This is a genomic window from Cryobacterium sp. TMT2-4 (assembly GCF_004402575.1).
Classification (GTDB): Bacteria; Actinomycetota; Actinomycetes; order Actinomycetales; family Microbacteriaceae; genus Cryobacterium; species Cryobacterium sandaracinum.
Map to the genome: position 1 here is coordinate 143625 of NZ_SOGE01000034.1, position 17508 is coordinate 161132.

19 protein-coding genes and 1 other RNA gene are annotated in these 17508 nt (G+C 67.0%); 6 read left to right on the forward strand and 14 right to left on the reverse strand.

Annotation, left to right across the window (positions count from 1 at the left end):
* Positions 1-114: 114 nt before the first annotated feature.
* Positions 115-1539: a type I glutamate--ammonia ligase gene (gene glnA / locus E3O54_RS12005; protein WP_104101957.1), complete on the forward strand. Its 1425-nt coding sequence runs from the start codon at positions 115-117 to the stop codon at positions 1537-1539.
* Positions 1540-1620: 81 nt separating this feature from the next.
* Here the strand turns inward: glnA and E3O54_RS12010 are convergent, their stop codons facing one another.
* The gene (locus E3O54_RS12010) at positions 1621-4656 is read right to left on the reverse strand and encodes a bifunctional [glutamine synthetase] adenylyltransferase/[glutamine synthetase]-adenylyl-L-tyrosine phosphorylase (RefSeq protein ID WP_134401670.1); all 3036 of its coding nucleotides are present in this window, start codon (positions 4654-4656) and stop codon (positions 1621-1623) included.
* A gap of 19 nt (positions 4657-4675) precedes the next feature.
* Positions 4676-6013 (reverse strand): glutamine synthetase family protein, encoded by a 1338-nt coding sequence (locus E3O54_RS12015; protein ID WP_104101951.1) that lies wholly within the window; start codon positions 6011-6013, stop codon positions 4676-4678.
* 101 nt (positions 6014-6114) lie between these two features.
* Here E3O54_RS12015 and panB point away from each other — a divergent pair, with 101 nt between their 5' ends.
* Positions 6115-6987 carry a 3-methyl-2-oxobutanoate hydroxymethyltransferase gene (panB, locus tag E3O54_RS12020; RefSeq protein WP_104101948.1) on the forward strand — a complete coding sequence of 291 codons (873 nt, stop codon included), beginning with the start codon at positions 6115-6117 and terminating at the stop codon, positions 6985-6987.
* 18 nt (positions 6988-7005) lie between these two features.
* On the opposite strand, the gene E3O54_RS12025 is transcribed toward panB, so the two are convergent.
* The gene (locus E3O54_RS12025; protein ID WP_104101945.1) at positions 7006-7194 is read right to left on the reverse strand and encodes an SPOR domain-containing protein; all 189 of its coding nucleotides are present in this window, start codon (positions 7192-7194) and stop codon (positions 7006-7008) included.
* Positions 7195-7206: 12 nt separating this feature from the next.
* On the opposite strand from E3O54_RS12025, the gene map reads away from it, so the two are divergent.
* Positions 7207-8073, forward strand: a complete 867-nt coding sequence (gene map / locus E3O54_RS12030; protein ID WP_134401671.1) for a type I methionyl aminopeptidase — start codon at positions 7207-7209, stop codon at positions 8071-8073.
* Between the two features lie 31 nt (positions 8074-8104).
* On the forward strand, positions 8105-8857 hold the full coding sequence (ppgK, locus tag E3O54_RS12035) for a polyphosphate--glucose phosphotransferase (protein ID WP_304466200.1): 753 nt from the start codon (positions 8105-8107) through the stop codon (positions 8855-8857).
* Between the two features lie 51 nt (positions 8858-8908).
* On the opposite strand, the gene rnpB is transcribed toward ppgK, so the two are convergent.
* From rnpB to E3O54_RS12070, 7 genes are all read right to left on the reverse strand, one after another.
* Positions 8909-9285, reverse strand: an RNA gene (gene rnpB / locus E3O54_RS12040) — RNase P RNA component class A.
* Between the two features lie 44 nt (positions 9286-9329).
* Complete coding sequence (locus E3O54_RS12045; protein ID WP_104101937.1) at positions 9330-10067, reverse strand: zinc ribbon domain-containing protein; 738 nt, start codon at positions 10065-10067, stop codon at positions 9330-9332.
* Positions 10068-10135: 68 nt separating this feature from the next.
* Positions 10136-10957: a Nif3-like dinuclear metal center hexameric protein gene (locus tag E3O54_RS12050; protein ID WP_134342909.1), complete on the reverse strand. Its 822-nt coding sequence runs from the start codon at positions 10955-10957 to the stop codon at positions 10136-10138.
* Between the two features lie 4 nt (positions 10958-10961).
* A complete protein-coding gene (locus E3O54_RS12055; protein ID WP_241976888.1) occupies positions 10962-11480 on the reverse strand; it encodes a DMT family transporter in 519 nt (172 codons plus the stop codon).
* A complete protein-coding gene (locus E3O54_RS12060) occupies positions 11477-11980 on the reverse strand; it encodes a DUF427 domain-containing protein (protein ID WP_134401672.1) in 504 nt (167 codons plus the stop codon). Before E3O54_RS12060 ends, E3O54_RS12055 begins: the two co-directional genes overlap by 4 nt.
* Positions 11977-12660, reverse strand: coding sequence for a response regulator transcription factor (locus E3O54_RS12065; protein ID WP_134401673.1), 684 nt, complete (start codon positions 12658-12660; stop codon positions 11977-11979). The genes E3O54_RS12060 and E3O54_RS12065 overlap by 4 nt, the downstream gene beginning before the upstream one ends.
* A complete protein-coding gene (locus tag E3O54_RS12070; RefSeq protein ID WP_134401674.1) occupies positions 12657-13892 on the reverse strand; it encodes a sensor histidine kinase in 1236 nt (411 codons plus the stop codon). Before E3O54_RS12070 ends, E3O54_RS12065 begins: the two co-directional genes overlap by 4 nt.
* Before the next feature lie 141 nt (positions 13893-14033).
* Between E3O54_RS12070 and E3O54_RS12075 the strand changes: the two genes are divergently transcribed.
* Both E3O54_RS12075 and E3O54_RS16520 read left to right on the forward strand, forming a co-directional pair.
* A complete protein-coding gene (locus E3O54_RS12075; RefSeq protein ID WP_134401675.1) occupies positions 14034-14948 on the forward strand; it encodes a universal stress protein in 915 nt (304 codons plus the stop codon).
* The gene (locus E3O54_RS16520; RefSeq protein WP_174720219.1) at positions 14945-15535 is read left to right on the forward strand and encodes a hypothetical protein; all 591 of its coding nucleotides are present in this window, start codon (positions 14945-14947) and stop codon (positions 15533-15535) included. Before E3O54_RS12075 ends, E3O54_RS16520 begins: the two co-directional genes overlap by 4 nt.
* A gap of 43 nt (positions 15536-15578) precedes the next feature.
* Here E3O54_RS16520 and E3O54_RS12085 read toward each other — a convergent pair whose 3' ends face one another.
* From E3O54_RS12085 to E3O54_RS17000, 4 genes are all read right to left on the reverse strand, one after another.
* Positions 15579-16457 (reverse strand): universal stress protein, encoded by an 879-nt coding sequence (locus E3O54_RS12085; RefSeq protein WP_134401676.1) that lies wholly within the window; start codon positions 16455-16457, stop codon positions 15579-15581.
* Between the two features lie 103 nt (positions 16458-16560).
* Positions 16561-16899 carry a hypothetical protein gene (locus tag E3O54_RS12090; protein WP_134401677.1) on the reverse strand — a complete coding sequence of 113 codons (339 nt, stop codon included), beginning with the start codon at positions 16897-16899 and terminating at the stop codon, positions 16561-16563.
* Positions 16900-16978: 79 nt separating this feature from the next.
* Positions 16979-17155 (reverse strand): ANTAR domain-containing protein, encoded by a 177-nt coding sequence (locus E3O54_RS16995; protein WP_347232360.1) that lies wholly within the window; start codon positions 17153-17155, stop codon positions 16979-16981.
* A complete protein-coding gene (locus tag E3O54_RS17000) occupies positions 17156-17416 on the reverse strand; it encodes a GAF domain-containing protein (protein ID WP_241972948.1) in 261 nt (86 codons plus the stop codon).
* Positions 17417-17508 lie beyond the last annotated feature (92 nt).

Sequence of the window (17508 nt, forward strand, 5' to 3'; positions counted from 1 at the left end):
AACATGTGTGAAACATAAGCGTCACTGCCGGGTAATGGCATCCCAGTAGCCTCAAAGAAGCCGCAGCGCGCGACTTACACGTTCTATGCCCACGTCGTTTGGAGAAAATACCGCATGTTCCGCGATTCGTCAGAAGTGCTCAAGTTCATCAAAGACACGGACGTCAAGTTCCTTGACATCCGTTTCACCGATTTGCCGGGTGTTCAGCAGCACTTCAACATCCCCGCGTCGACCGTCGATGAGGAGTTCTTCACGGTCGGGCAGATGTTCGACGGTTCGTCGATCCGCGGTTTCGCGTCGATCCACGAATCCGACATGCAGCTGATCCCGGACGTGACCACGGCCTACATCGACGCGTTCCGCACCGAGCGCACCCTCATCATGCTTTTCGACATCTACAACCCGCGCAACGGCGAGATCTATTCGAAGGACCCGCGTCAGGTTGCCAAGAAGGCCGAGAAGTACCTGGCTTCGACCGGGATCGCGGACACCGCATTCTTCGCTCCGGAGGCCGAGTTCTACATCTTCGACGATGTTCGCTACGAAGTGAACCAGCACTCCAGCTTCTACTCCGTGGACTCCAGCGAGGGTGCCTGGAATTCGGGCAAGGAAGAGGTCGGCGGGAACCTCGCCAACAAGACGCCTTTTAAGGGCGGCTACTTCCCCGTCAGCCCGGTCGACCAGCACGCCGACCTGCGCGACGACATCTGCCTCAAGCTGATTGACGCCGGACTCATCCTGGAACGCAGCCACCACGAGGTCGGCACCGGCGGCCAGGGCGAGATCAACTACCGCTTCGACACCATGGTGCACGCAGCCGACGATCTGCTCAAGTTCAAGTACATCGTCAAGAACACCTCGGCCGAGTGGGGAAAGACGGCCACCTTCATGCCGAAGCCTCTGTTCGGCGACAACGGCTCCGGCATGCACACGCACCAGTCACTGTGGGCGGACGGCAAGCCCCTTTTCTACGACGAGTCCGGCTACGGCGGACTGTCCGACGTCGCCCGCTGGTACATCGGCGGTCTGCTCAAGCACGCACCGGCCGTACTCGCCTTCACAAACCCGAGCGTCAACTCCTACCACCGTCTGGTGCCGGGGTTCGAAGCTCCCGTCAACCTCGTCTACTCGGCGGGTAACCGCTCGGCGTCCATCCGGATCCCGATCACGGGCACCAACCCGAAGGCGAAGCGCATCGAGTTCCGCGCTCCCGATGCCTCGGGCAACCCATACCTCGCCTTCGCCGCCCAGCTGATGGCCGGCCTCGACGGCATCAAGAACCGGATCGAACCGCACGAGCCGGTCGACAAGGACCTCTACGAGCTGCCGCCCGAAGAGGCCAAGAACATCCCGCAGGTTCCCGCATCGCTCGGCGAGGCCCTCGTAGCCCTCGAGAACGACCACGACTTCCTGCTTGCCGGTAACGTCTTCACGCCCGAACTGATCGAAACCTGGATCGACTACAAGCGTGAGATGGAAATCAAGCCGCTCGCGCAGCGTCCGCACCCGTTCGAGTTCGAGCTCTACTACGGCGTCTAGACCGTAGCCCCGGCAACCGGCTGGGTATAGGCAGGAGGACCTCATCCCCTCGGGGATGCGGTCCTCCTGCCTATACCGGACCTACCCGCCGAAGGGGCCGGTGCGCTCCACCGGCCCGTAGAACAGGCGCTCGAACACCGCGCGGGCGCGGCGGGTCACCGAGAGGTATTCCTCCTCGAGCTGGTTGGCAGAGCCCGGCGGGTATTCCATCACCCGGGCGACGCCCTCGAGCTGCACGCGGTCGGTCGGGAGGACATCCGCGGTCTTGTTGGTCCAGAGGGTGATCGCGGACCGGCAGCGGGACGCGAAGAGCCACGCGGTGGTGAGAGTTTCGGCATCCGTCTCGTTGACCAGGCCCGCGGCGACGGCCGCGCGGAGGGCGCCGAGCGTCGACGAGGTACGCAGCTCGGCGATGTCGGCCGCATGCTGCAGCTGAAGCAGCTGCACGAACCACTCCACGTCGCTCAGCGACCCTCGGCCGAGCTTGAGGTGCCGGTTGGGATCGGCGCCCTGCGGCAGCCGTTCGTTTTCGACTCTGGCCTTGATCCGCTTGACCTCACGGATCGCCTGTTCGCTGATCGATGACGGATACCGCACCTCGTCGGCGACGGCCTCGAAGTCGGCCAGGAGCCGGGCGTCGCCGGCGACTCCTCTCCCCCGCAACAGCGCCTGTGCCTCCCAGGTGAGCGACCAACGCCGATAGTAGGCCTCGTAGGACTCGAGGGACCTGGCAACGGAACCGTTCTTCCCCTCAGGGCGCAGCCCGATGTCCAGGTCCAGAGGCAGGCGGTTGTCATCGGTGAGCCGCGACAATTCCTTGACGATGAACTTCGCCCGGTCGTGGGCTGCCTCGCCGGTGAGGGTGCCCGGGCGAAAGACGTACATCACGTCGGCATCCGAGCCGAACCCCAGTTCCGAGCCGCCGAACCGGCCCATGCCGATCACGGCGAATTCGATCCCGTCGGCGTCCTGACCGTCTTCGGCACCGTCGAGCGTGGTGCCACGGATGGCGGCGAGCACCCCCTCGATGATGGTGGCGGTGACGTCGGTGAGCCCCGTCGCCAGCTCGTCGATGCTGACCTGGCCCAGGATCGCCGAGAACGCCAGCCGCAGCATTTCGCGGCGCCGGGCCGTGCGCAGGATCGAGGCGGCCGCCTCCGGGCTCTCGTGCCGTGCCAGCACGGCGCGGGCCTCCTCACGGAGGGTGGCCGCGCTGCGGGGCCGCAGGTCGTCCTCGTCTTCCAGCCAGGCCACGGATTCGGGAATCGTCTCCAGGAGCTCGCCGACGAAACGGGATGAGGACAGCACCCGGGTGAGTCGCTCGGCGGCCCCGGATGAGTCGCGGAGCATGCGCAGGAACCAGTAGGTCGTACCGAGACTGTCGCTCAGGCGCCGGAACGCGAGCAGCCCGTAGTCGGGGTCGGGTCCCTCGGAGAACCATTGCAGCAGCACAGGCAGTAGATTGCGCTGAATCGTCGCCCGTCGGGACACCCCGCCGGTGAGGGCCGCGATGTGACCGAGGGCGCCCTTGGTGTTGCGGAATCCGATCGCGGCCAGCCGGGCCTCGGCCTGGGCGCTGGTGAGGCCCAGCCCGTCCGCGGGAAGCGCGGCCACCGCCGACAGGAGAGGGCGGTAGAACAGGCGCTCATGCAGGCCGCGCACCCGGTGCTTGGTGTTCAGCCATCGGACGCTCAGCTGGGCGGCGTTCGGGGCGAGCCCGGTCGCCCGGGCGAGGACGCGCAGGCTCGACTCGTCGCGCGGGACAAGGTGGGTGCGCCGGAGCTTCTCCAGCTGCAGGCGGTGCTCCATCAGCCTCAGGATGCGGTACTCCTGAGCGAACTCGGCCGCTTCAGCGCGCCCGACATATCCGCTCTCGGCCAGCGCGGTCAGCGCTGGCAGGGTGCCGGCCTGCCGAACCGCCGGATCCGCCTGACCGTGCACGAGCTGCAGAAGCTGCACAGTGAACTCGATGTCGCGGAGGCCGCCGGGGCCGAGCTTCAGCTGCACGGCGACTTCGTCCTCCGGAATGTTCTTGGTGACGCGCTCGCGCATCCGCTGCACGGACTCGACGAAATTCTCCCGGCTGGCACTGGTCCACACCTTCGGGGACACCGCCGCCACATACCGGCCCCCGAGCTCGAGGTCGCCCGCCAGCGGTCTGGCCTTCAGCAGCGCCTGGAACTCCCAGCTCTTCGCCCAACGGTCGTAGTAGGCCAGGTGAGACTCGAGGGATCGCACCAGGGCGCCGGACTTGCCCTCGGGACGGAGGTTCGGGTCCACTTCCCAGAGCTCGGGTTCGACGGCGGGCTGATTCAGGCCCCGCATCAGCAGGATCGCGAGCCGGGTGGCGATATCGACCGCGCGCGGCGCTTCCAGGCCGGCGGCCGGGTCACCCTCGGCGACGAAGATCACGTCGACATCACTGACGTAGTTCAGTTCGCCGGCGCCGGCCTTGCCCATGCCGATCACCGCGAGCCGGGTGGCGCGCACCTCTTCCTCCGGGAATACGCCTCGCCCCGCGACCAGGCCGGTGGACATGCTCCGCGCGACAGCCAAGGAGGCCTCCAGCGCGGCGGCCGCCAGGTCGGCGAGCGTGCGGGCGACGGCGTCCAGGCCCGCGACCGGGTCGGCCTGCTCGAGGTCGTAGGCGGCCAGCTGCGCCAGGCGGCGCCGATAGCGCACCCGCAGGGCGACCCAGCCCTCATCGTCGACGAGGCTGGCGAACCCGTCCCGGGTACCGACCGCATCCAGCAGGTCCTCGATCAGTTCCGGCAGGTCGGGAAGGGTCGTGAGCGGCTGGGCGAGAACCGTCAATTCCTCCGGATGACGCAGGAAGAACTCGGTCAGTCCGCTCGACGCGCCGACGACCCGCAGCAGCCGCTGGGTCTGCTCCGGGTGCAGCAACAACGCCCGCACCTCGTGCGGTGCCTGGCGCAGCAGCGAAACGAGGGCCGCGAGGGCGGCATCCGGGTTGGCAGTCTTGCCGAGCAGCGGCAGCAGTGCGGCCGATTCGGGTCCGCCCAGGTCACCGACCTCATCCAGCCGAAAACGCACCTCTCGTAGCTCGACGAAGCCTACCCGGGCGAGCTCGGTCAGGGTCAGCTGTTCCCGTGCCATCGGGTCTCGTCTCCCGCTGTTAGAGCATCTCGAGGTTCTTGTCGAGCTCGAAGGGAGTGACCTGCGAGCGGTACTCCTTCCACTCCTGGCGCTTGTTGAGCAGCACATAGTTGAACACGTGCTCGCCCAGCGTCTCGGCGACCAACTCGGACTCCTCCATGTACTGGATCGCGTGGTCCAGGCTCGCTGGAAGCTGCCGGTAGCCCAGGGCGCGCCGCTCGGTGTCGCTCAGGCCCCACACATTGTCCTCGGCCTCGGGGGGAAGCTCGTAGCCCTCTTCGATTCCCTTGAGCCCGGCGGCCAGCATGAGGGAGTACGCGAGGTACGGATTCGCTGCCGAGTCGATGGCCCGGTACTCGACGCGGGCGCTCTGCCCCTTATTAGGCTTGTAGAGTGGCACCCGGATCAGGGCGGACCGGTTGTTGTGACCCCAGCACACAAAGCTGGGGGCTTCGTCTCCACCCCACAGGCGCTTGTAGGAGTTCACGAACTGGTTCGTGACGGCGGTGATCTCCGGGGCATGCTTGAGCAGCCCGGCGATGAACTGGCGGCCGGTCTTGGAGAGCTGGTATTGCGCGCCCGCCTCGAAGAACGCGTTGGTGTCGCCCTCGAACAAGGACAGGTGCGTGTGCATTCCTGACCCGGGGTGCTCCGACATCGGCTTCGGCATGAACGTCGCGTAGACGCCCTGCTCGATGGCCACCTCCTTGATGACCGTGCGGAAGGTCATGATGTTATCCGCCGTGGTCAGCGCATCCGCGTAGCGCAGGTCGATCTCGTTCTGACCGGGACCTGCCTCGTGGTGGCTGAATTCCACAGAAATGCCAAGGTCTTCGAGCATCCGCACCGACCGGCGGCGGAAGTCGTGGGCTGTGCCGCCGGGAACGTTGTCGAAGTAGCCGGCGTGGTCCACCGGCACGGGGCCGTTCTTGCCATACTTGGACGACTTGAGCAGGTAGAACTCAATTTCGGGGTGGGTGTAGAACGTGAAACCGCGGTCGGCTGCCTTGGCCAGCGTGCGCTTAAGCACATTTCGCGGATCGGCGACGGCCGGCTGACCGTCCGGCGTCATGATGTCGCAGAACATGCGGGCGGTCGGGTCGATCTCACCGCGCCAGGGCAGGATCTGGAACGTGGTCGGGTCCGGGTGCGCGAGCACATCCGCCTCGAACGACCGGGTGAGACCCTCGATCGCCGAACCGTCGAAACCGAGACCCTCGGCGAATGCGCCCTCAACCTCTGCGGGTGCGATGGCCACCGATTTGAGGGTGCCGACGACATCCGTGAACCAGAGTCGGATGAACTTGATTCCCCGCTCCTCGATGGTCCGAAGAACGAAGTCGCGCTGCTTGTCCATTCACGCCCTTTCTTGTCGCTCCCTAGGCTACTGTCTGGCGCCGGCTCTCGGGCGAAACCGGCCGCCGATCGGCCTGAACGCGCCCTGACTACACTTGAGGCATGCCAGAGTCGACCGTTCCGGATGAACCCCAGCCCGTCAGCGAGCTGAATCCCTTCGTTTCCGTGCAGTCCGGACCCAAACGGGTGCGCACGCGCCATTTTCACAACGCCAAGCAGCAGGGCATCCCGATAACGGGGCTCACCAGCTACGACATGCTCACGGCCCAGATCTTCGACCAGGCCGGCATCGACTTCCTGCTCGTGGGCGATTCGGCCGGTAACAACGTGTTCGGCTACGAGACCACCCTTCCGGTGACGGTCGACGAACTCATCCCGCTCACCCGGGCCGTCGCGCGCGCCGTGACCCGCGCACTCGTCGTCGCGGACATGCCCTTCGGTTCGTACGAGACCGGCCAGAGCGAGGCCCTGCACACCGCCGTGCGTTTCATGAAGGAAGCGCAGGCCCACGCGGTCAAGCTTGAGGGCGGGGTTCGCAGCCACAAGCAGATCAAGCGCATCGTGTCATCGGGGATCCCCGTGATGGGGCATGTCGGCTTCACCCCTCAGAGCGAGCACGGGCTGGGCGGACACATGATCCAGGGCCGCGGCGAGGCCGCGGATGAGCTGATCGAAGACGCCCTCGCGGTGCAGGACGCCGGCGCCTTCGCGGTCGTGCTCGAGATGGTCCCGGCGACGGTCGCGGCACTGGTCACCGCACGGCTCGACATCCCCACGATCGGGGTGGGTGCTGGGCCCGACGTAGACGGCCAGCTGTTGGTATGGACGGATTTCGCCGGCATGACCGAGGGGCGGGTGCCCCGATTCGTTCGGCAGTACGCCAACCTGCGCGGCGTGCTGACGGATGCTGTGCACCGGTTCAAGGACGACGTCGACTCCGGCGCGTACCCCGGGCCGGAACACAGCTACGAGTAAAACTCGCCGCTCGCGGGACTAGCGGTCGTTCTCGGCCTCTTCCGCGGCCCATTTGGCGCTGTTCGCGCGCAGCTTCTCCAGCGCGTGGACGGCCTCCTCCCGGGTGGCGAATGGCCCGACGCGGTCCGCGGAGGGGGACTGCATCCCCTGTTCGACCGCGCCCGTGCGCATGTTGTACCAGAACTGATGATCGGTGCCTTCGGACATAAGCTTGATCCTATGCCTAAGGATTCTGTTGGTCACCTCCTCCCGGGCGCGGTTTCTCCGCTCCGCTCCGTTCCCCGCCACATCGTGCGCCCGGAGTACGTCGGCAAGGGGATGCCCTCGCCCTACACAGGATCGGATCTGTACTCCTCCGAGCGCATCGAGCTGATCCGGGAATCAGGCCGGATTGCGGCCGGGGCCATCGAAGCGGTCGCACAGGCCATCCGCCCCGGCGTGACGACAGAGGAACTCGACCGGATCGGCCACGAGTTCATGATCGAGCGTGACGCCTACCCGTCGACGCTCGGCTATCGGGGGTTCCCCAAATCACTGTGTAGTTCCGTGAACGAGGTCATCTGCCACGGCATCCCGGACGACACCGTTCTTGAGAACGGCGACATCGTCAACATAGACGTCACCGCCTACAAAAACGGTGTGCACGGCGACACGAACGCCACCTTCATCGTCGGCGAGGCACGGGACGAGGTCAGGCTTCTCGTCGAACGCACCCGGGAGGCTCTCGCCCGCGGTATCAGGGCCGTCGCTCCCGGACGCCAGGTGAACGTGATCGGCCGCACCATCGAGTCCTTCGCCAAGAGGTTCGGCTACGGGGTCGTTCGGGACTTCACCGGACACGGCGTCGGCGAGGCCTTCCACTCCGGCCTGATCATCCCGCACTACGACTCCGCTCCCGTCTACGACACCGTGATGGAGGTCGGCATGGTCTTCACGATCGAACCGATGCTCACCCTGGGCGGGACCGACTGGGACATGTGGGCGGATGACTGGACCGTGACGACCCGGGACAAGAGCATCACCGCCCAGTTCGAGCACACCCTCGTGGTGACCGACCGCGGCGCCGAGATCCTCACCCTCTCCTGACAACCGGTAGGTTTTGACTATGAGTTCAACCATGGCCATTGGCATTGACATTGGCGGCACCGGGATCAAGGGAGCAGTGGTCGATCTGTCCACCGGCAAGCTCCTGTCCGATCGCATGAAGCTTCCCACGCCTAAAGGCGGCCGACCAGCCGACATCATCGAAACGACCAGGACCCTCCTGACAACCGTTTCCGCCGAGGAGGGTGCCGGCGCGCTGCCGGTGGGCATCTGCTTCCCCGCCGTCGTAAAGAACGGCCACACCATGTCGGCCGCCAACGTCTCGGACAAGTGGATCGGCCTCTCCGCCGAGAATCTCTTCCAGAAGGGTCTCGGCCAGCCCATTCATTTCGTGAACGACGCGGATGCCGCCGGCTACGCGGAGGCGCAGTTCGGCGCGGCGAAGGGGGTGAAGGGAGTGGTCATCATGACGACCCTCGGCACCGGAATCGGAACCGCACTGCTCAACGACGGTTTGCTGGTGCCGAACACCGAACTCGGCCATCTGCAGATCGAGGGCGTCGACTACGAAACCAAGGCCGCGTACTCCGCCAAGGAGCGGGAGAACATGAGCTGGGAAAAATGGGCCGGTCGGCTGCAGAAGTACTACTCGACCTTGGAAGCACTGTTCTCGCCGGACCTCTTCATCGTCGGCGGCGGGGTGTCCAAGCACCACCAGGACTTCCTGCCCCTTCTGCGACTGAAGACAGCCATCATCCCGGCCGTGCATCGCAACAACGCGGGAATCCTCGGGGCCGCCGCACTCGCCGTCAAGCATCAGGACTGACCTGCCCGGGGCGGCAGAGCACCCGGGCGCAGAACCCGGCGGCCGGAAGGTGGAATGGGCCGGCTATTACGCCGGGTTCTGTCCCGATGCCGTAGCACCCTGGACGGCCATCTATCTCGGGACTACGTTGCCGCAGCCCTCTAGCGGTCTACCCGGAAACTCGGCGAGCCGCCTTGGCGTTTCCTGTCTGACCTTGCTCCGGACGAGGTTTACCTAGCCGACCAGGTCACCCTGGCCTCTGGTGGTCTCTTACACCACCGTTTCACCCTTACCACCGGCCGAAACCGGAGGCGGTCTACTTTCTGTGGCACTGTCTCGCGGGTTACCCCGGGTGGGCGTTACCCACCATCCTGCTCTGCGGAGCCCGGACGTTCCTCGGCATCCGCTGACCCGAAGGTAGCGGATGACGCGACCGTCTTGCCGACCCATTCCACAGTCCAGAATACAGGCCGCCGGCGGGGCCCGGCTCCACCTAGATCCCGGACTCCTCCGTGCGAACCAGGATCGCCCCGCAGTCCGGGCAGAACAGGACCTCGTCGGCCGGCGAGGAACGCACGGCATCGAGGTCGCTGCCGGTGAGCGTCATCGTGCAGCCGCTGCAGGTGCGCGCCCGCAACAGGGCGGCGGCGTTGCCCCGCCCCGTCACGAAGCGCTTCTCGTACAGCGTGGCGAGGTCCTCGGCGACGCTGCCGGCGACGGCGGCCCGGTCCCGGCGGAGTTCGCCGAGCTGCCGGTTCAGATCGGCGAGGCTTTCGTTGCGCGCCTGCTCGGCGTCGTGGATCCGGAGCGCGATCGCGTCCCGCTCCGCCTCCACCGCGGAGACGGTCGCATCGCTCTCCTCGAGCCGTTCCATCACCGCGATCTCGATCTCCTCGAGCGCCAGGAGGCGCTTGCGCAGCGCCGCAAGCTCCGTCTCCAAAGCCTGCACGTCTTTCACCGAGGAAGTGTGCTGAACCCGGTCGGTGTCCCGCGCGATGCGCTTCTCGACCACTTCGACGTCGGATTCGATCCGCGCCAGCTCGGTGCGCACGTCATCACGTTCGCCGACGCGGGTGCCGAAGGCCATCCGGGTGGTGTCGAACAGCGTGGTGAGTTCCCGGATCTCGGCGTGCTGGGGCAGGGCCTTCGTCTGATGCTCGACCTGCTGCAGCCGGATGTCGAGGGCCTGAAGCCGGAGAAGCTCTTTCTGTTCTACTGGGGATGCCTTCACGATGTCCTGACCTTTGCGAATAGAAATATGAACGAGCGTTGGGGGTGGATCCGAACTTCATCGGCAGGCTACTGCACGATCGCGAAGTCCCAGGGATCCGTGCGCAGGGAACTGCTGGTGATGCGCACACCGGGCAGAAGAGCCCGCAGCTGTTCGGCGGCCGGCTCGATCCAGAGCCATTCACTGGCCCAGTGCGACACGTCGATCAGGGCAGGGGTGCCCCCCGACAGCCCGGACTGCTCACGGGCCTCCGACGCCGGGTGGTGACGGAGGTCGGAGGTGATATAGACGTCGGACGCCTGCACGGCGGGATGAGGGAGAAGGGAATCGCCTGCACCACCGCAGAGCGAGACGGTTTTGACGACACTGCCGTACTCCCCCGAGACCCGGACGCCAGTGGCGGTCGCCGGCAGGAGCTGGGCGAGGCGGTGGGCCAGTTGGCCCAGGGTGGTCGGGTGCGCGAGCCGGCCGACCCGGCCGATTCCCGTTCCCGCCGCGGCGCCCGCCGTGATGGGGGTTGCGTCAATGAGGCCGAGTCGGGTGGCGAGGATGTCCGAGACGCCGTCTACGACGACATCCGCGTTGGTGTGGGCCGCAAGGAGAGCGCAATTCGCTCGGATCAGACGACCGATCAGGGCGCCCTTGTAACGGTCTTCGGCGACCGACGTGACGCCGCGCAGCAGGAGCGGATGGTGCACCAGGAGCAGGTCTGCGTCATGTCCGACCGCCTCGTCCACGGTCGCGGAGACGGCGTCCACGGCCAGGTGGATCGATTCGACGGGCTGGCCGGGGTTGCCGCAGACCAGACCCGGGGCGTCCCAGACTTCGGCACCGGACAACGGCCACAGTTCATGGATGATCCGACTGACATCGGCGAGTGAGACGGGCACCTCGTCAGCCTACCGGTGACGAGGCGGTGCGCCCTCCTGACGACGGTTGACCGGAATTCCGAGGAACTGCAAGCGCGGTCACCGCCACCAGAACCAGCCCGAGCCCGGCCCAGCCGGACGGTGGCAACCGCTCGCCGACGATCAGGACCGCCAGCAGCGTAGCCACGAGAGGTTCGACGAGGGTGAGGCTGGTCGCCGTGCTGCCGCAGACCGTGCGCGGGCCGCGGCCGAAGAGCAGATAGGCGACGAACATGGGCCCGATCGCGCGAGCAGCCCGAGCAGAACGCCCAGAGGAGCGGACCCGGCGGCCTGGTCCGACTGCCGGCCGGTGATCAGCAGAATCGTGCCGAGCAGAGCCACCAGTGTGCACAGTGTCCAGAGCCGTGTGACTGCCCTTGGTCGCCAGCGGGCTGGCGCTGACGGGCAGGAAGTGCGCGGCCGTGCCCGTCGTTCCCCAGAGCAGCGCGGCCAGAAAGATGGGGGCCACGCCGAGCCGGCTCGTGACGGTTCGCGGCGGCGTCACCATCCGAGGGTGCCGGGAGCCCCCTTGAACGGTCCGACGACCCGGGAGGTGATCCAGCCGCCGTAGAAGTCGCCCGGCTGAGGCAGCACCGCTTCCCCGTTCACGGTAACGAGGTCCATCCGTCCGGGGTACAGCGCGACGCGGTTCGCCAGATCCTCGAAGCCCCGCGTCGGCGACGGGTAGTACCACCCGGCCGCCTCCTCCACGCGCCCCGGGGTGACCATGCTCAGGTACGACGCCTCGCCCTTGTACTCGCAGTACGATCGGCCGGTCACCGGTTCGAGGCTCCCGGCCCGGAACGCGGAGCGCGGCAGGTAGTAGACCGGCGGATGGCTGGTCTCGAGCACCCGGACGGCATCGTCGGTGTCGACCAGGACCAGGCCACCGAGGGTGACGACGACCCGGTCGGCACTCGTCTCCACGCGAGGCGGTCGCGGGTAATCCCAGACCGATTCCTGGCCGGGTCCGGGCACAACCCGGTTAGTGCGAAACGGCTTCATCCGGCCAGCGTACCGGGAGCGGCCGGGTGAATTCGAACATTGGACGAACCCTCCTGGCGCTGCAACTCCACCCCGAAGACGGCGGCCTGGGTGCGGCGCTCCATGCCGAGTTTGCTGAGCACCCCCGACACATAGTTCTTCACCGTCTTCTCCGCCAGGTCAAGGTGCTCGCCGATCTGGCGGTTGGTGAGGCCCCGGGAGATCAGATCGAGGACTTGCCGTTCCCGCGTCGTCAGCGCTCGAACGGCAGGATCGCCTCGGTCCAGCTCCAACGAGGTTGCCACCCGGCCGGCCAGCAGCGGGGTGAGCAGCGACTCCCCCCCTGCCACACGCCGGATTCCCTGCACCAGGCGATCACCGCGGATGTCCTTCAAGACATAGCCGGACGCCCCAGCCAGGACGGCGGCGCGGCTGGCCATGTCGTCGTCGAACGCCGTGAGCATCAGGCACCGGATGCCGGGATCCCTCCCCCGGATGTCCCGGCAGGCGTCGATGCCGCTTCCGTCGGGCAGCCGCACGTCAAGGACCACGACGTCCGGCCGGGTGGCGGCGACCCTCGCCACGGCCTGCCGCCTCGTTGCCGCCTCCCCTACCACTTCCAGGTCAGCTTCGGCGTTGATCAGGGCAGCCAGGCCGATACGGACGACGTCGTGGTCGTCGACCACGAACACGCGCGTCATCGGGAAGTCTCTGCGGAAGCGTCGCTCACGCGCGCCGTCCAACGCAGTTCGGCACCGCGCGGCGCCCGGTCGCGCAGCGACACCATCCCCTGCCAGCGTTCGGCTCTGACCGCCAGATTAGCGACGCCGCTGCGCCGACTTGCGCCGGTCAGACCGACGCCGGTGTCGCCGATCTCGACCGTGAGGATGTGCGCTGCGACCGAGACGCGCACTTCAGCCTCCCGGGTTCCGGAGTGCCGGACCACGTTGGTCAGCCCCTCGCGCACGACCGCCACGACATCATCAGCCAGCGAGGTGGAAACGAGCAGATCGATCGCCCCGGAGAACACCACCCGCGGCGGGTGCGCAAAGAGAGGTCCGACCTCGTCGAGCAGGTCGACGATGCTGCGGCGAAGCCCGTGCCGGTCGGGGTCCGCCTGCGTCGACAGCCCGAAGATCGCGGTGCGGAGGTCGGCGATGACCGCGTCGAGCGCTCCCACCTGGTCGGCCAGCCGCCGCCCGAACACCGGGTCGGCGGTCATCCCGCCGAGGGCGCGCACGGCGAGCCCGACAGCGAAGACCCGCTGAATGACCCGGTCGTGCAGCTCACGTGCGATCCGGTCGCGATCGGTGAGCACCGCCAGACGCGCCCGGTCCGTGCTGTTCTGCTCGAGGTGGCGGCCCGCATATGCCAGTCGGGCGAAATCGACGGCCGAATCGAGGTCCACGGCAGTGAACGGGGGCGCCCCGCTGGGCCGGGAGGCCGTGAGCACCACTGCGGGCGGGCCGGTTTCCCCGGCTTTGCCCAGCGGGACCACCAGGGTCGACCCGAGTATCAGGAGCGACTCGGGGCCCGCAGCCTCGCGCTCTTCCCGGCCGACGAGGACCGGCCGGCCGGTTGCCATCGCCCGGCCGCACAGGCTCCCCGCCACGGGGAAGGCCAGGCCGTCCAACGGTCGAGTGGCACTGCCATGAGCCGCGTGGACGACAAAACCGTCCCCCACGCCCGAATCAACACCAGGCGGCCCGATGACGCAGACTAGGTCCGCATCCGCAGCCGACGCGAAGATGTCTGCCAGCAACATCAGTGGGTCACCCGTTCGCTCACCCCGCAAACCCTCGATGAAATCGGCGGATGCGGCCACCCACCGCGACCGGCGCGGGAGGGGCAGGTGCGCCGGCAGGTCGATCACTGTCTCCGAGCGAGCCTCGGGACGTTCGTTCAGGGTGACCGGGATAGTTTCGTGGGGCATGACCGAGGACCGCCTCTCGTCTGGTAGCGGGGATACTACCCGCACGGGACCTTCGGCCCTGTCCCGGTCCGGCAGGCACTGCGATCATAACGTGGGGCGGTCTGTCCGGTGCGATTCCACCCCAGAGCAGGAGTCACACCCATGGTTGAAAAAGTGATCGTCGCCATTGACGGTGGGGCCGCGAGCAAGGCGGCCCTGGACTGGGCCCTCGACCGGGTCGTGACGCTCGAACGGATGCAGGGCACGCCCGTGCAACTCGAACTCACCACAGTGGTGGAGCTGGGCTGGTACCCCGCTGAGGGATCGGACTATTCCAGTCAGCCTGCCTACGAGCGCCCGCTCGCGGAAGCCCTTCGACGGGTCGAACAGGTGGCACCCTCCTGCCGGAAGACGAGCTACATCCGCCATGGCGTCCCGGTCGATGAGCTGGCGCGGGCATCGGCGACCGCCGACCTTCTGGTCATCGGCACGAACAAGACCGGTGTTCTCGCCGGGACGGTCTTCGGCACCCTTCCCCTTCGCCTCGCGGCCCACGCCCGTTGCCCTGTCGTCGTCGTCCCCGTCAACTGGCAGGCACGTGGCGGCCACATCGTCGTGGGCATGGAGAACGACGTCACGGCCCTGGTCGCCGTTGACTTCGCGGCCCGCGAAGCCGAGCGTTACAAACTCCCTCTCGATATCGTCCACGCCTGGACCATTCCCGCGACCGTGGCCGTCGAATACGGTGCCGTCCTGCCCTACGAGGAGATACGGGACGCCCACGCGCGCATCCAGTCGGGGGCAACGAGGAGGGTTCGCGACGCGCATCCGGCGCTGCATATCGCCGAGGTTCTGAAACAGGGCACCGCGGCATCCGTGCTCGTGAATGCCTCCCAAACGGCGTCCCTCGTCGTCGTCGGCACACACGGCCGGGGTGCCGTCGGCAGCCTCTTTCTCGGTTCGGTCAGCCACGACGTGCTGATGAACCTGCCGTGCCCGGTCGCTGTGGTCCCCCGCCCGGCCGGTGAACGCGCCGAGTCCCGACCGGACTCCACGGAAGGTGTGAAGAAGCGGTGAACACCTCCTACATCGGATTCGACGGGTCGCCCGTGGTCCTGGTGCACGTCGTCGACGATGAGTGGGGGCTGCTGGGTCCCGACTACGCGCGGGAGGCCGAGCGCCGGGCGAGCAGTCTGCTCACGCAGGAGATCACCGCGGCGAAGACGCATCCCGGGCTGGACATCGGCGCGCTCGTCCTGCACGGGTCTCCCGCCTGGACGCTCGCCGCGGTGCCGGAATCGACCACAGACAGCCGAAGCGGAGTCGTCGTGGATGTCGACCGTTTCGAGGGATCCACCTCGGCCGTCATTATCGGCGCCCAGGAGGCGCGCCGCCTTGGCCACGAACTCATCCTCGTGCATGCGCCGTCGACTTTGCGTGCGGAGCCCGGAGCTCGCGACTGCCGCGACCCCCGGCGCGTTCGTGAATCCCCGGCTGGTGCACCGGCCGCCGGCCGAGGCTCTGCTCGATGTCGGCAGCGAGGCTGCCATACCGTGCTCAGAGTTTCACATCCGAGGCCCGTGACCCAGTCGGTGATCGATTCAGTCACCAACGACGTCCTGATGAACATCAACGTGCCTGTGCTGATCGCCCGGTCCGACTGACACCCTCCGATTCGCACGCTCCGATTCGAGCGCTGTGGATAACTTAGACGGGTTCGCTGACCGGTCCGGTCTCGGTGCCGGCGACCCTGATCACGGCGACTGGGCAGGGCATGGTCAAAACGATCACATGACTGACCGAACCCAGCCAGAAGCGAGCGAACCCGTGGCGACCGTGGCTGCCCACAACGAGAAGCCGCGCACCGGTCGCCGCCGACACAAGTGCGTCCACCGGCAACTCGAGGTCGAGCCGCAGGTCAAGCACCAGGTCCGGATAGCGTTCGGCCAGCCCCACCAGCGCTTCGGAGAGGACCAGGCGGTCCGCCTCATCGGGCACCATCGGCCAGTCGATCATGGCGCGCTCTTCGGTCCAAGGGGCCGGCGCACTCCAGCAGTACAGCGCCGTCAACCGTTCGCCCGGGCGGTCCGCCTGATCCGCGGCGAATGTCACAGCGGCGAGGGATGCCTCGGAACCGTCCACCCCGACGACGACGCCGGTGCAGCGCTGTTCCTCCCGCTCGGGCACGACGACGACGAAACCGGCGGCGTAAGCAGCGATCTGCGCGGCTTGGGTGCTGAAGACATAGTCCCGAAACCGGCCCAGGGCGTGCGAGCCCACGACGAGGAGTTGCGCGCCGACGGCCCAGTCGGTGAGGGCCCCGGTGGGCGAGCCCTCGAGGACCGTCGTGCGAAAAGTCAGGTCAGGAGCGACACTGCGGGCCTCCTCACCCTCACGGGCGAGCAGCAGTTCGGCCTGCTCGCGGGCCGAGTGCAGAAACCCGGCCGGGGTCGTGCCGAAGGTCGCGTCGACGACGTGCACCAACTCGATCTCCAGGCTCCGGGGACGCGCATAGTCGAGCGCCCACTGGAGCGCAGCCCGAGCCGGCGGCCGACCGCTGACGCCCACTACAACACGGTTGTCCACGACGACCTCCTCCGCTCCCCGTCACAGCGGGCAGAACGGGGTCTACGATGTCGCGCGCCGATCCGACAGAACAGGGCCGAAAGTCCCGGCGTCGGTCAGGACGTCAGTAGTCGAACTCGTCGAACTGTGGCGAATCCAGCCCGTCGCCCGTCCACGAGGCTCGGCCCGAGGCCGTGCCGACCAGGGCCTTATGGCGGAGAGTGTCCACCGTCTCCGGCTCCAACAGCTCTGACTGTGCGGAACCGGCAGTAACGCAGACCAATCGGCCGGATCCGCCGATCAGGATCTGGATGCGACCCAGCAGGCCCGTCTCTTTGACGATCGGGATGTCGACGACATCGACCTGGGGACGGAGACTCAACGCCTCGGCATAGTGCATGACGGCATCCGCAAGGTCATCGCCCGTGATGACCGATCCGCCGGGGTGAAATAGACGCTTCATGGTAGACCCCTGATTGTTCACGAAATGGACATGTGCAGCCAAGGTCTGGGGCATATTCCGATTCTAGACCGTGCGGGGTTTACAGGTCGAGAGTTCGGTTCACAACCTGTTCGGCAACCTCGACCAGCCACTGGCCGTTGTCGCGGGCATATTGACGCAGGGTCGCGAAGGCCTCTTCCATGTCGACGGTGTGGGTGAAAGCGACGACGCCCTTGGCCTGCTCGATCAGAACGCGGCTACTGAGCGCGCGTTGCAGCTACGCCCGAGCCACGCCGCTCTCCCTGATGGCGCGTTCCTGAAGAATGCCGATGGTGGCGGTGTCGGCCAGCGCCTGGACCGTGCGCAGGTCCCCCGCTCCCAGACCGCCGAGGTGATCCCAGAAGACATTGAGCGATCCGATGGTCGTCGCTCGCAGCCGCAGGGGGACCGAATGCATCGACTTGAAGCCAAGTTCGAGCGCTCCCGCCCGGAACCGTGGCCACGCCGGGGCGAGGACATCGAGGTCGGGAATGGCCACGGGTAGCCGGTCGTGTAGCACTCGACGCACGGCCCATTGCCGGCCCGCAGCTGCGATATTTCAATCAGGCGACTTCGTTCGTCGGTTGAGGC